Origin of the sequence: Paenibacillus sp. FSL F4-0236, assembly GCF_038000135.1 — a bacterium.
Lineage (GTDB): Bacteria > Bacillota > Bacilli > Paenibacillales > Paenibacillaceae > Paenibacillus_AQ.
On record NZ_JBBOBK010000001.1, the window covers coordinates 4041883 to 4055988 of the forward strand.

Consider the following 14106-nt stretch of genomic DNA (forward strand, 5'->3'; position numbering starts at 1 on the left):
TTTTATTTTATTGCTCTTGACGTATCTACTCCGCTACGAAATAAATAGCTGCAATCCGTTCATTTTTGTCTTTTATCAGCTTCGCCCTATATCTAGCTTGTGGACTGATATAATATCTTCCAGAAGCATTCGAAATTTCTTCTTCATCTATGCCTCTTTCGGTCCCCTCCTTGAACTTCGCTCCGGAATAATCAAATGCACGACAATAACCTTCTCCGTTTGGATTCATGCTAAATCTTCTTTCTGCCTCATTCTGACCATTGGCATATGGTTTTTCAATGTATAAGCAGAAGCCCTGCTGCGATTCGTACCTCCGATAAGCCGTAAGAATCTGAGAGCCACTGACGATCTGATTGTCAAATGCGGAATATTGCTGCTCCGAAAGCTCCCTGGCCTGTGCCGCCGCCTGGCTATTCGCCAATTCGACAACGGGTTGTGTCTTCCCCCACAAGAACAGACCGGATGATATAATGGCCAGCGTGATCAGAATCGATATCGTTGTTTTCAAAAAGCTTGCTATATTCTCCATGCCTGTATCTCCTTCACATTTTGCCAGTTACAACAGTCAGGTCACCCAGCTGTTGGAAGGCCATATAGACGAAGGGAAGCAGTAAATATAAGGTGAACGTTGCCTGCATCGGCAAGAACCCGAACATTTTACCCAGTGTACTTTTCCTGCTGATGACCTTCTCATAGTGCTCCTTGCGCTGATCCATCGCGAATGCCCTCTCCGCATCCATATCATCAAACGCCTTCTTCACCGGGATCAGATCGGCTGCTACCTGCAAACGGTCTGCGAGCCGTTCGAGGGGAACGAAACGTGCGTCCTCCTTCAGATTCTCAATAGCACTCCAGCCTCCTGCCTCATAATCCAGCATACAGCGTAGCAGCTGCCGCTCAAAAATATAGCTGTAACGATGCAGCCACTCTATCATTTCGTACACGCTGATATTCGGAAATTGAGACAGCATCATGGAAAGTGTATTGAAGCCATCCACCTCATTCTGCATTTCCCACTTTCGCAGCTGGGTACGAATGATTAAATAAGCATCCGGAAGATAAAACCCTGCCAACGCCAGCCCAAAAGCCAGCAAAAGCTCATACCATTTGTAATACTCCTCATGATATTGCTCTACCCTGTTCATTAACTGTGCAGCATAGGCATTATGGTTCAGATTGTTCTGAAGGAAAGACTTATTCTCCGCTTTCTCCTGAATGTAGGGCAACATCTGATCCGGTGTAATATCCTTCGCTACCAGTTCTCCAATTAAAGTCTGCTCAAAAGCGTACCGTTCCTCGCTAAGCATCTTCTGAGATTCTGTCTGATTGCCGCCTGTGGTGATCTGCTTATTGGGATACAGGATGTTATGCTTGATATTGGCATGGATCGAGAATTGAAGCGATACGATCAGCATAAAGATAACGAGTGCCGCTAATGTTTTCTGCAGAAAGAAGGCATGTTGCGACAACCCAGAGTTAGCATCCTTCAATTTACCGGCTACCTTGAAATGAAGAGGCTCATGTTCTGCCGGCGTGATCCGATCCACCAGTTTGAAAATCCATTTGTTCTTTAGGATCCGATTTAACCACTTACCCTCATCTTTGATAGATTGAGTGTCTTCATCCACACCTTTGAGAATCCGCAGGGCAATAAACGATATTATGAACGTGATATAAAGTAAGATTAAAGAATATAACCCCCAGGCCGAATTGTAGTAATTAGATACAATAGGAAACATTCCCTCCGCCCAATTGCGGATCGGATCCAGCATGAATACCGGTGAAATGGCTACAAAAACGATACCGTATAACAAACGATCGATTCGCTCACGGCGATTAATATCCATATGAATCTCTTCTCTGATATTGCCAAGCATCGATAGATAAATCGAACGCTCCCCTTTATGGATATCCGCATCGCCATATTCACCTATTTTGTAACTCACCCCAGCCAGTTGCTTCATATAACGGTTAGGTGCAATCTCATAATATTTCTGCAGTTCATCTTCCGGGTCCACCGCTGCCAGAATTCCAGCAATCTGCCGAGCATGCACGGCTACCATTGGTTTCGAACGTTCCGCAGAATTCTCCAAGCTGACTTGTACCATATGTGTCTGATGATATTCATGGCGAATATCCAGAATCATGGACGATTGGTCATATAACATCTGCTTCACTAAACGCCCAATGAAGAGATCACTAAGGACACCTCCAAGATAAACTGAGACTAGCATAATAGTCGCACGGCTTACCCAGGATGAAGTCCAGAGGAATGAACTCAACGAAATGATCAGAATACAAGCAACAATCATTAGCGTCAGCGCAGCCGCGCGACTTCTGATCATGATTTCATTGCCTGCATGAACCAAGGTCAGACGCGAGCGCATCCGGTGAAGAAGTTTCTTCACTAATGGCAGTTCATCAAGTACCGGATAAGTTTTATGGGCCTGCTCCAACCATCTTTTTTCCTTTGTTCTCGTTGGCAGGAGAGCCTTTAGTCGCCTTTGCTCTTGATATTGTGTTCCCTTCAATTTACGCTGCACTATGTTAAGCAGCACAAGCAGGACAACCAGTAGCACTCCCGAGGTTCCCAAAATAATCAATAATAGGTTTTGCAGATTCATGCGGATTGCCCCCAATACTTCTCAAGAAATGCAGCGAATTCTAGTGCATCCTCTTCATCCATATTTTTGCGCATTTCATCGATTTTACGGCTGCTGATCGGATGCTTGGTCACGTATTCTCCGGCTTCCCACACAATGACATCCTTATAGTCATAGGAACGCCGATCTGTCATCCGGCCAAAATATTCGGTCATGGTATCCATAAAAGCATCCAGCTTGTCCGTAATATTCTCAGGATCCTTGTAGTTCTGAGGATATTCGAACTGTGGATCTGCCGGGATAATCTCTGTAATCCGTTCGATATATCTTTTCCCAGCACGCAGGACCAGATGGACGTTGAAGCCAAGCGCCTCAACAACCTGAACCTCAGCAATTTTCTCATTACTGAAGGCTCCCGATGCGATAAGACTATTGCGCAAAGCGCTGACCAAATTGGGCAGTGTTTTGCCGTGGTGTGTAAATAATGTATATTCAGAAGCTACCTGGGCTGCCTGAATCACATAACTGACCACACTATGAGTAGCCGCCTCACCAACAATATTCACAGCGCCATCCGTTTTTTTCTGCACATCCAGCCCATCCTGCCCACTAACGGAGGGGGTTTCTCTAAAGGATAAAATATTTTTACCCGGATACATTTTTCTTGCCCAGATCTCGAAGGAAGTCTCCTGAATCCGGATATTCTTCGCATCAATATATTTGATCAGTGCCTTAAGCAGGGTTGTTTTGCCCGAGCCTTGTCTGCCAGTGATGGCTGTGACCTGATGGCCCAGAATGAGAAAAACAAGCATATCAATCGCAAGCTGTGCCCCTTGATCTTGGATTTGCTGATCCAATTCCACGAGTGAATCGTTAAATTTGCGGACAAAAAAAGCCCAGCTTTCAGCCATTTTGGGCCGCACAACCACGACCCGGCTGCCATCAGCCATATCGTTGATGATATAACCCTTGGATTCATTTAATTGCCCGGGGTTACCAAACCCATAGATATTTTGGCAAACCCGCTTAAGCTCCTTCTCAGAACCAAAACTTAAGAATTCCAGGTGAAGCGACTTTCCGCGGTAGAAAGTCCACACTGCATCATAGGATTGTGGTATGAAATGCTGCTGCTTCGTATATTCCAGAAAATCTGTAGTCTGCACGACATCAGGAGGCATGCCACTTGTTCCTCCATTGACTCCGTCGATGTTCTGATCTCGAAGCTCATCAATAACGCCGAGCCCCTTATAAATTTGATAAGCTCTCTGAACAATAATTTCAATCTTGTCCTGGATGGACAATCTCGGCTGCTCGGACTGATAGATATGGCGAATCTGCTCTTCGGTGATCTTATACCCCTTAGATCCATCAGGCAGCTTTTGCAGTGTATCCAGGCTATATTTGCTTACTATTACATTAAATGCATTCTGACCATGATCTTTTTTGAAAACATAAAGCAAGATATCGAAGCAATCCTGTGAAGTCAATCGATTCGTATGGCCGAAGCTGATAATCTTATCTACATTTCCTTCATCCAGACCGTAGGTCTGAACCAATAGATCCTTCATATAAAGCTTCACGTATTTCTTAGCGGATAGATCGCCGTGCATGCAACTTCGGAGCGCTTTCTGCAATTCTCTTCGCCGCGCCTTCCGACGGTTGTATTCTTCCTCACTTGGACTTCCTTCATAAAGAGACGCAGCTATAATCTCCTCAAAAGCCCTTCTCAGAAACAGCACGATTTCATTCATATCATATTTCAGTTGGACGGAAGGTGGAGCAGCATCCTTACGTCTGCCCAGCCATAAGTAGAGGAACACTCCAATAGCTATCAGGACTACAAAGATCAGAATCAGATTAATCATTCGCAACATCCAATTCCGATACTGGAGAAATCTCCAGCATCCGGAGAATAAGCTGTCCCATATGTCGTACCGCCTCAGTGAAGTTTCCGTCCTCACTAAACTCCAGAAAACGGGATTTAGCCTCTCTTGCCTTCAATAGAAACTGAACAAAACGCCGTTCATTTTGAGCATCCATATAACCAATATGATGTGGGATAACACCTACTGCTTTTTTCTTCAATTCATACAGCTTAATAATTCTCTCTTTATTGAACCTGGAGCTGCGCTCATAAGCCCCAATACAATAGAGGACTGGCTTATGGCTCGGAACAGGAGCTTTGTTCTTGTTCAAAAAATAGGTATCCAGACTTACCTGATTCTGATTTAGGTTAACCACAATCAAATCTGCCTGCTCCATAACCAGAGACACAACATCCGGATCATCTTCAGAGGAAAGGTCCACAAATAACAAATCATAAAACCTGCGATAATCCTTGTAGATATGCGGAAGCAAGAGCTTTGTCTCATGTTTCTCAGTACTCATAGATCCCCTAAGCAGTTCCAACCGATCCTTAAGAATGGACTCCGCATGATCTCTAATTCCTTCAGGTGTCAGCATTCCACACTGCACTAATCTCTCAATCGCATCCATTCCGCCGGTGGTCTGTGCAGACTGAAGCGTTGTTCTTGTCTGTGAGAACAAATGCTCAAGCACCCCTTGCTCCAAATGCGTATGTGTCATTAACACGCGGATATGATGATCTAGCGCTATGGTAGCCGCAACAGCTGCCATATTCGAAGTTGTTCTCCCCTGCCCTTGAGCAGGTCCCCAGAAAGCTACAAGCACAATTACCTACCCCCGTTTCCTTGCATACTGCCACAGCTTCTTGATGTCTTGCTTTGGAACATCGCAAATTTCAATCAAAAAGTCATTTACAGCTTCGGCAAAATCCTTATCTACCTTAAGATCCACCCTTCCATCATGGACCCAATCAATTCTTCGCTCCGCACTACTGATGTAACTGATTTTTGAGGTAATCACTGGATAATATTTATCCACATACTTCAGTCCAAGTCCGCATTCTTCTTCTATGATAAGCAGTACAGTAGGCATTCGTTTCTGATCCAGCAACATATCTACGTTCTCCATAGCCTGACGTTCATAGGTGGTTGCGAAGACAATAATCTCCTCCTCAAGACCCTCAGGATACCCATGATGCCAGTCATACAGAACGATATCCGGTTTGTCAGCTACGCTTGAATCAGCAATCTTTATACCAGACACTTCGCCTTCAAAATACTGATAATTCCTGCTGTTATCCGAAATAATCATGACATCGTTGTTGAAATAACTTTTCAACAGAATAGCCGCTGCCAGTATGAAATCGTGCTTCTCGCAATCCCCTGCGACAACAATGTGCAAATCGGTCACTCTCCTTCCAGCAGACTGTCATCTGTGGTTGCTTCTTTATTCGTCACACCCGCTGAACTCTGGTCTGCACTTGAATCGATCGGCGCTTGATTGGTCCGATCTATCACTCCGTTCACGGATTGGCTGTCATCAACTTTCGCAGCTTCCTCTGCTGCCGCCGCTCCCTGAACAGCCTTTCTCTGGATCACACCACTGCCGCTTGGTGCCTGTGCTCCCACACGAATTCTATCTTCATCCTCCATAACTTCGAGCCGTTTCTCCAGTTCCTTACGAAGATTGGCAGCAAGACTCCACTTGGCCTGATCTATAATGAAAGGATTATCCTTAATTACTCCAAGTACATCCAGATTAGGGACATAATTGACTACAGGTTCAGGCTGAAGCTCCGGTTCTACGTACTGTTTCATATACAGCTCTGCGTTATTTATGTATGCATCCACCAGGGCAGCTTGCAGGAGCTGTGCTTCTTCTTCATTGTCATTAAAAAATGTATATTGATTCGCTAAATCTACGTCCTTCAGCGACTTCTTTCCTACGACTATGTAATCCTCGCCATTTGGGAAAACTATCCGAATATCTACGACATCTTTTTTCGTTAACCGAAGCGGCAGTTTAATATATTCAGTCTCTTCTTTTCGTTCTGATGGCTCCAATCTCGCTTCATCACGTACCATTTCAGTAGTTACCGCTGTGCCTGACAATGCATCAATCTTCAAGTACTTGCCTACAATCGCTTTAGACTCACTGATCAGATTATCCGGTGAGGAGAATTTGGGTAGCTTCTCTTCCATTACATCCTCAGCGGTAATCACCTCTCCAGCTAGCTTTGGAGATATCAGAACATAGGCTGTCTGGGATTGATCCATATAGCGCTGCAAGACTTCATCTTTATCATTCAGCTGTTCTTCGTAAGCTGCCCGCTCGTCGATCAGCTTAGCGTTATAATGGCGATAAGTTGCAAACCATACCCCGGATGTGGCAACGGCAACAAGACAACCTGATAGGATCGTATATCTCAGTATTTTTTTCCGCTTACGTATTGCCACTTCAAGACCTCATTTCCATCCCTATTTGATTTTCCCTTTCGATTTTGCGGCCGCGGCTGCCGCTGCTGCCCGTTCGGAGGCTTGTCTCTCAGCTTCCTTAAGTCTGGCTGCCTCCGCTCTCTCTTCCTCCACCTGTAATTTATCTGCATATTTCATCATATTTGATTCAATTTGGGCTATGGCAGCTTTAAATTCGTTCATTTTCTTAATCCATTCCTCACAATGCTGCTTAAACTCTTCCCCACCCAAATCTACCCAATAACCTGACACTCCTGTGATTGCTGCTCTCATCTTATCGCTGCACTCCTGGGCAGGGGAGAGAAGTCGATGGCAATCAAAAGCAATGCCCCTTACCATACCTGAATTCATACCCAGCCTCCTGATTGATAATTACCGGCTCTCCGGAACAAATGAAAATCCTATGCCTATTAATAACAAGGTCACAAACAAGACCGTCCCAACAATTCCCCAGAGCAATGTTTGCTTGCGAAAGAGCTTTTTCTGAACGGTCAGCAGCTTCATTACCCACTCGACAGCCGCTTTATCTGGATACAAAGGATCTTGATGTGCAGGCATCAGAGTCGTTTGAATTTCTGCAAAATCCTTTTTCAACATTTGTAATACTTCCTGATGTCCATTTTCCAGCAGTAGCCTGCACCGCTTGCGCTCAAAAGGGTTAAGGGTGTTCAGCTTCTCTTTCAGCAGTTCATACTTCCACATAGCCCCGTTGCCTACCAAAATAGGAATTTGCGAGTTCCACCACAGCTCGAGTCCGCTGGTGCCCTTCCGCTCCCGATGGATATCCACCCATAGAATGATATGCGTGAACTCACTGGCCAAAAGCTCCGAAATATCCCACGAATACCCTCTGCGATAGAAAGTGACTCCTTCATATTCGAACATGGTAGAAACCGAATCTTCTTTCTCACCCTTAAAAACAATCTGTTCAAGCGAACTGATTTCGGGTCTGTCATCTCCGCATACCAGAGGCTTCCAGCCCAGTTCTGCCAGACCCGCGGCCAGCAGAAATGCCGCTGCACCTACGTCTTCTTCCCCTCCGACACCACAAACTGCGATGACAAGTGGTACATTGCTGCCCAGAATTCTCGTACTTGCTGCTGGCGTCGACTCTTCTTCTACCGGAATAGATTGTTCCAGACTCTCCAGCGTTTCCGCTTCGGCTAATGACGGGGTCTCCTTTCTGGCCGGAGGCCCCGGTCTAGGCGGAGTTGATCCTGCTGAAGAGCGAGGAGCAACGGATGGTTTCCTGTTGGCGGCATCTGCTACAGTTCTGGAACCAGCCACTGGCTGTGGACGGGTAAGCGACTCCACCGGTCTCGGAGGAGCAGACGGTGCCTCTTCCACTGCCGCGTCAGAAGCTGCTCTTGATGAGCCTTTAAACGATGCAAAAAGGCCTTTCTTTTTACCCAGGATATGATAATAATCCCTTGTAGTTTTTTTCTCTTTGATCCAGTTCAGAAGATCATCGCCCTGGAATTCCGTAGTAAACTGAAGATCATGTATGTTCATATTTACCAGGGTCCGTATAAATTCAATATCCGTTTGCAGCGCCGGGTCTAACTGGACAATCAGCCGCGTATGTTTAAGATATTTACGGATCAGCGTCATGAAACTGATTATATCCGCAGCTTTGACCGGTGTGCCCAGACCCGCGCCGCCCTCCATAATTACAATGGATGAAGGATCGACTTCCTTGCTACTGAAACCACTTATAAAACTATGTAATGTAGAATGTTTACCAGAAATTACATAACCCTCATGCTCTAGCGACCTGGATAGCAGCATTATAAGTTCAGGTGAGCAGACTAAGTGTACGCTTTTCATAGGAATCCTCCTTTACGATCTCCCAGCTCAATAGGGCAAAATACGAACTATGGCTCCGTCCCCTTGTATAATCTCTGCGAGAACAGCATGCGGCCCCAACTCAATCCATTCTTCGCCCGTACGGCTGGCTTCACATTTAAATTCCCAGTTATCCGGAAGCCAGTTGGCTTGCTTAAGTAGCTCGATACATTGCCCTGTAGAAATAGAAAGAGAGACTTCCAAATCCAAATACTTCTCTCCTTCACCTTTAAATACAAAAGTAGTCAGTGCAGTTGACATAGTCTGATCCCCCAGATTTGTTAAGCTTCTTGCAGCCAATTACATAATTCATTTACTACTGTAGACAAGGATTGCGTGGTTTGACTGGCGTCTTCTTCCCCCCCGCTCAGCAGCCACATTTGATCTTCATGAATCAACAGGTTCAGTTCGCGAATCACCTGTGCCTCCTCGGTAATGCATTGGATTTCTGCCAAGGAAGTTATGAATGCACCTGCTAGTAGAGACTTCCCCACCCACGTTTCAAAATCCACTTCTTTATTTATCGCTTTTTGTAATTTATCTTTATCGCTCAATTCCCACACTAAAGGGATTCTCTCAATGACCTGATACATCAGCTCATGTAATGCATAAATCTCCTGAAGCTTATAGGTGTTACTTTCCGGCTGATGCTCAAGTTCAAACCAAACTTCATCCTGAACAAAATAGAAGACCTTGCAAGTCTGTTGATTCGTATGCATAAGCTGGCAAAAATAAGATTTGCAGCTCGATGCAACAGCGATACCTCTATGAAGCACTTCATTCACTTTGGCAAGCCCCGCAAAATCAACCTCTAAATATCCCTTCACTTCCAGCGACCTCATCTGAGCATCCATTAGGGAGCGTAAATTACGCTCCGATTCGTCTTTGAGATCGATTTCCAGACCTGGAAAACTAGTTCCTTCTATCAAAGCAGTCAAATAGATAATTTCTAAAGGATGCAATTCAAACATTTCACGAGCCGGCTTCATCGCTTTTTTCACCTGCTTATCTATAGTTCTGTAATCATTTTGAGGCGTGAAATGGCCCCCTCAGTTAGCAGTATCGCTTCAGTATTATCCAATACCTCGTTCAGCTCATGGTATTCCATATTCTCGAGTAGTGGAGCATAAGACAAATGATCATTGGGTCTTCCATCGGACAACAACGCATGTCCACTGTTAATCAGTTCACCCGCAAAATCAGTGACCAATTGCATTTGATTCAGTTCAAACGAATCGCTGCCGACCAGCAGCATTACACCAAGTCCACCGCCAAACCTCGCTATCCGCTCCAAATGATCCAGTGAATCATTCTCCATCAGATCAAAAGCGGACTTAAGATGTGGCATTACAATGACAAGAAGCGGATACTTAGACAGAATATACTCCGCCTCGTCAAATTCTTCACGATTTTGGGCATCTGCAAAAGCTTGCCGGGCATCATTTTTCCTTAGTTGCAGCTGATCCACTAAGGATTGTGTGAGCTGTAAAAACTCTTCAGCTGTACTCATATAGCGCGTAATCGTTGAACTAGCTTTCAGACTCGGTATACTGACAACACCACTGTCAAACAGATGGAATTCCATATTTACTTCGCCTGCCGATTTATCAAGAGCTTGTATTAAAGCGTTAAATCTAAAGTCCACATGCTTTTGAGTAGTATAAGATACTACAAAATTGCTAACCTGCTTTACATTAATCTCTACCGGAAGTGTAGTATCCCAATCCAGCCCGAGCGGTACCAGATAATTCCCCTGCGGTTGTTCCTTCGGCACACGTTCCAAAAGCTCTGCCAGTGAAAGCTTGTCCGGGATCACTGAAATCCCCACAGGGTTATTCACTCCTGCCACTGCTTTCATCTCCGAACTAATCCGGCGGAGAGAGGCAGCAATCTGATCATCAGAGCTGCCATCCACAGGAAGCGCGGTATGAAATTCCAGAATCCGGTTATCTTTGAGCAGTCCGCGCCCTACGGTATTCGTTGGCTCCATCCCTTCTGTTCTGCCCAGAATACTGGAATAATCCAATCTATCAGACATTTGATATACTAGAGCCTGCTTAATATTCTGGCTGATTCGGTAAGGATAAGAGTTTACAGCATTGGCAGCGAACACGAAGTATATCCCGTAATTACCGCCTTCACGCACCAGCTTGGAAAGCTCTAAGATAAAGTCATCATAGGCTTCTGAGAATCCTGTGTAATTATCGAGCAGAATAACAATGTAAGGAACCTTCTCTCCAGTGGCTGCACTGTAAGAGACCAAATTACCGATACCAAGCTGAGAAAACTTACGTTTGCGTTCATCCAATTGGGACAACAACCAACTGATCAGTTTTCCAAGCTTTTGTTCGTCCTCTGGAAAAATAATATCCCCTACATGTGGAAGCTCGTGGAATACTCCCAAGGTACGTGTACCAAAATCCAATATATAGAAATGAACGTAATCAGGTTCATATTTCAAGGAGAGGGACATGATAATTGTCTTTAACAGCGTAGTCTTACCGCTGCTCGGCGCTCCATAAACCAGTAAATGTCCATCCTGATTAAAATTAATATCCAGATTGTATTGCTCCTGATCTGACGGATTATCAATTCGTCCAACGGTGGCAATAAGATTCTGATCTGGCTGCTTCCATGATTGCCCATCCCAGATCTGATTCTGATCCATAACATCCGCTAAAGTCATAGTCTCCGGAAGTGGAGGCAGCCACAGCTGAAAGGCCTCTCCGATCGATTGCTCAGCAGAAATCGCAGCTATATGATTAACTACAGCCTGCAGCTCACTCAGTTGCGAGGCATGATCACTGTTTTTCGCTTTCGGAATCAGAGCTCTACGTTCACCACTTAGTGAAACGATATCCATCTTGGGACTTCCATCCTGATCTGTCTCCCCTGCTTGATAAGGCGCTCCGCTCCAGGAGGATTGGAACAAAGTGAATACTTCATTATTACCAACTTGCAAATACCCACGGCCTTTTTCTTTGATCTCTGCTGCCTCCGTGCGTTTCAGCATCTCCTGACTATCCGAAGGTGTCTGCACCTTCAGACATAGCTTAAATCTGGAGTTACTCCAGATCTGGTCATCGACTACGCCAGAAGGTTTTTGTGTTGCCAATATTAAGTGAATCCCCAAGCTTCTTCCGACCCGTGCCGCACTGACTAGCTCTTTCATAAATTCCGGTTGATCTGATTTAAGTTCTGCGAACTCATCTACCACTATGATCAAATGCGGCAAGGGAAGGTTAACTTCTTTATTGCGGTAAAGAATGATGTAATTATCAATGCTGGTCACTCCGGCTTCACTGAACAGTCGCTGTCTCCGCAAAAGCTCACTTTTGATGGAGGCAAGGGCCCGATTGATCTGATTACCGCCAAGATTGGTGATTGTTCCCACCAGATGTGGAAGTCCAAGAAAAGCATTAGCCATTCCTCCACCCTTATAGTCGATCAGTACAAAAGCAATCTCATGCGGATGATAATTTACCGCCAGACCCAAAAGTAGAGACTGAAGCAGCTCACTTTTCCCCGATCCGGTAGTGCCGGCTACTAGACCATGTGGACCATAGCTTTTTTCGTGCATATCGAACAAAAGAAATTTCCCGCCTGCCCCGAGCCCCAGAGGAATGGACATTGTACGGTTAGCCTGGTTTTTTGACCAGCGCTCCATTACCTTTAGATCCTCTACCTGCTCAACCTCAAAGCTCTCCAGAAAAGTAACCATTGGTGGGATATAGCTGTTATTTTGACCTTCCTTAATTCTGAGCGGAGACAAGGAACGGGCAAAAAACTCTGAATTTTTTTTATCCAGAGAATCGGCAGAAAAATAATCCGCTAAATGACTTAACAGCTGATTAGTATCTTTTCGAACCATCCCCTTACCATCCTTGATTTCCAGAATAGCCTGGGAATTCAGCGGCAGCGCAACATCAATCTTTTCCGATGTAAAAATGCTGGTCACCCCAAGTGAAGCATTACCTGAGAGCAAATACTTCATCATATCCGTGCTGTCCCACAGTTCTGGAGCAAAAACCAGAAAAACATAATGCGGGGTCTGCATTGGCTGTAGTCCATAACCATTCGTGCTGTTTTCTTCTCTTTTTCTAAGCTCTGGAAGTAATTCATCCGCAATATTGGAGGCATCAAAGGATGTTGTAGCCAAACTTCTCTGGCTTCGATTTTTATTCCATGTATGGGGCAACCATTTCAACCATTCCCAGTGCTGCAGATCATCAGGCTGCATCACGCATATTACTCTTACATCATCGTAGCCTTGGTGTGTTGTTAAATGAACTAGAACACCATTGAGGAAATCACGAACCTCCTGCTGTTTGCCGTATATTCCGAGCGTATTAATATTCCTTAGCGGTATGTAGACCGGAATATCTCGCACAAAATACATCTCTTCGCATATTTTACTGGCGATTTCTTCAAGTGGGTTGTCATCGTCAATTGCTTTCGCTTTCGAGCTATATATTGGCACCAGAGCAATCGGCTGGATACCAACACCAACCCTGAGATTCAAAAAGTCATCTTCAATTCCGGTTTTTTCCCACAACTGCTTGCTTCTCCCCCGTACGATTTCTACGCAGGATTGAATACTTGGATGGATATATGTATAGGCTTCTCGTTGCGTACTGGCGGCACTTTGTAAATCATTACGAACCTGGAATAAGTAGTTGAGATATTTTTTTTCAAGTTTTTTGTTCTGTTCATGATGTTTTTTCACACTGGATTTATAATTCAAAATTGAAACCATGACCGTCAGAACAGTCATACCCATGGTTGATATCAGCATGGTAAACGACCTGGTCAATGTTGACATAAATATAGAGATGACTAACATCCCGATGGGGGGGACTATAATCGTCAACCATGAGAAGGTTGGTTTTCCCGATGGCCGGGCAGGATCCTCCAAAACCAATTCACCTTCCGGGTAATTTGGTTTAATTCGAGGGGTTCTTTGTACCTGATTAGTTAGCATTTCTTGAGCACTCATCTTTTTCATCACCACTGGATAGGAATTTTGGATTAACAAGAATAAATAGTGTAAATTTTAAATAAAAAATAAATTATTTTCCAATTTAGGAGATACATACTGCATTATCGGTTCGACGACTAAATAGTTTATATTTTCCATAACATTTTTTGCTAAAATGGTTCAAAGATCCCCAATAAATTACCATTATTTTCATAAAAGTAAAATTACTAGTGTATATAGATCCAGTTCTAAGGTCACCTCATCGTACTTTCTTTTTGATATAATTTAAGACATTTGGCACATTTACTTTTTTTATTTCTTTTTGTTCATCTTACTTCTC

The 14106-nt window shown here is 44.4% G+C and carries 11 protein-coding genes; all 11 read right to left on the bottom strand.

Going from position 1 to position 14106, the window contains the following annotated elements:
- Nucleotides 1-25: 25 nt before the first annotated feature.
- The 11 genes from NSQ29_RS18305 to essC are packed head-to-tail and all read right to left on the bottom strand — an operon-like array spanning nt 26 to nt 13784.
- Nucleotides 26-529 (bottom strand): hypothetical protein, encoded by a 504-nt coding sequence (locus NSQ29_RS18305; RefSeq protein ID WP_339246487.1) that lies wholly within the window; start codon nt 527-529, stop codon nt 26-28.
- Between the two features lie 13 nt (nt 530-542).
- The gene (locus NSQ29_RS18310) at nt 543-2624 is read right to left on the bottom strand and encodes a hypothetical protein (protein WP_339246485.1); all 2082 of its coding nucleotides are present in this window, start codon (nt 2622-2624) and stop codon (nt 543-545) included.
- The gene (locus NSQ29_RS18315) at nt 2621-4468 is read right to left on the bottom strand and encodes an ATPase, T2SS/T4P/T4SS family (protein WP_341125779.1); all 1848 of its coding nucleotides are present in this window, start codon (nt 4466-4468) and stop codon (nt 2621-2623) included. Before NSQ29_RS18315 ends, NSQ29_RS18310 begins: the two co-directional genes overlap by 4 nt.
- Nucleotides 4461-5294, bottom strand: a complete 834-nt coding sequence (locus NSQ29_RS18320; RefSeq protein ID WP_339246480.1) for a hypothetical protein — start codon at nt 5292-5294, stop codon at nt 4461-4463. Before NSQ29_RS18320 ends, NSQ29_RS18315 begins: the two co-directional genes overlap by 8 nt.
- A gap of 6 nt (nt 5295-5300) precedes the next feature.
- Nucleotides 5301-5879, bottom strand: a complete 579-nt coding sequence (locus NSQ29_RS18325; RefSeq protein ID WP_341125780.1) for a hypothetical protein — start codon at nt 5877-5879, stop codon at nt 5301-5303.
- Nucleotides 5876-6925: an SAF domain-containing protein gene (locus NSQ29_RS18330; RefSeq protein WP_339246477.1), complete on the bottom strand. Its 1050-nt coding sequence runs from the start codon at nt 6923-6925 to the stop codon at nt 5876-5878. The genes NSQ29_RS18325 and NSQ29_RS18330 overlap by 4 nt, the downstream gene beginning before the upstream one ends.
- Nucleotides 6926-6946: 21 nt before the next feature.
- Nucleotides 6947-7294, bottom strand: a complete 348-nt coding sequence (locus NSQ29_RS18335; RefSeq protein ID WP_076301096.1) for a hypothetical protein — start codon at nt 7292-7294, stop codon at nt 6947-6949.
- Nucleotides 7295-7315: 21 nt separating this feature from the next.
- Complete coding sequence (locus tag NSQ29_RS18340; RefSeq protein WP_341125781.1) at nt 7316-8770, bottom strand: hypothetical protein; 1455 nt, start codon at nt 8768-8770, stop codon at nt 7316-7318.
- Between the two features lie 27 nt (nt 8771-8797).
- A complete protein-coding gene (locus NSQ29_RS18345; protein ID WP_341125782.1) occupies nt 8798-9049 on the bottom strand; it encodes a hypothetical protein in 252 nt (83 codons plus the stop codon).
- A 20-nt stretch (nt 9050-9069) separates the two neighbouring features.
- Nucleotides 9070-9777, bottom strand: a complete 708-nt coding sequence (locus tag NSQ29_RS18350; protein WP_341125783.1) for a hypothetical protein — start codon at nt 9775-9777, stop codon at nt 9070-9072.
- Between the two features lie 20 nt (nt 9778-9797).
- Nucleotides 9798-13784: a type VII secretion protein EssC gene (gene essC, locus NSQ29_RS18355; protein ID WP_341125784.1), complete on the bottom strand. Its 3987-nt coding sequence runs from the start codon at nt 13782-13784 to the stop codon at nt 9798-9800.
- Between the last annotated feature and the right edge of the window lie 322 nt (nt 13785-14106).

Coding starts and splice junctions, on each gene's coding strand:
- essC (WP_341125784.1), bottom strand. CDS start 13,784: ATGAGTGCTCAAGAAATGCTAACTAATCAGGTACAAAGAACCCCTCGA.
- NSQ29_RS18335 (WP_076301096.1), bottom strand. CDS start 7,294: ATGAATTCAGGTATGGTAAGGGGCATTGCTTTTGATTGCCATCGACTT.
- NSQ29_RS18310 (WP_339246485.1), bottom strand. CDS start 2,624: ATGAATCTGCAAAACCTATTATTGATTATTTTGGGAACCTCGGGAGTG.
- NSQ29_RS18340 (WP_341125781.1), bottom strand. CDS start 8,770: ATGAAAAGCGTACACTTAGTCTGCTCACCTGAACTTATAATGCTGCTA.
- NSQ29_RS18345 (WP_341125782.1), bottom strand. CDS start 9,049: ATGTCAACTGCACTGACTACTTTTGTATTTAAAGGTGAAGGAGAGAAG.
- NSQ29_RS18315 (WP_341125779.1), bottom strand. CDS start 4,468: ATGATTAATCTGATTCTGATCTTTGTAGTCCTGATAGCTATTGGAGTG.
- NSQ29_RS18350 (WP_341125783.1), bottom strand. CDS start 9,777: ATGAAGCCGGCTCGTGAAATGTTTGAATTGCATCCTTTAGAAATTATC.
- NSQ29_RS18305 (WP_339246487.1), bottom strand. CDS start 529: ATGGAGAATATAGCAAGCTTTTTGAAAACAACGATATCGATTCTGATC.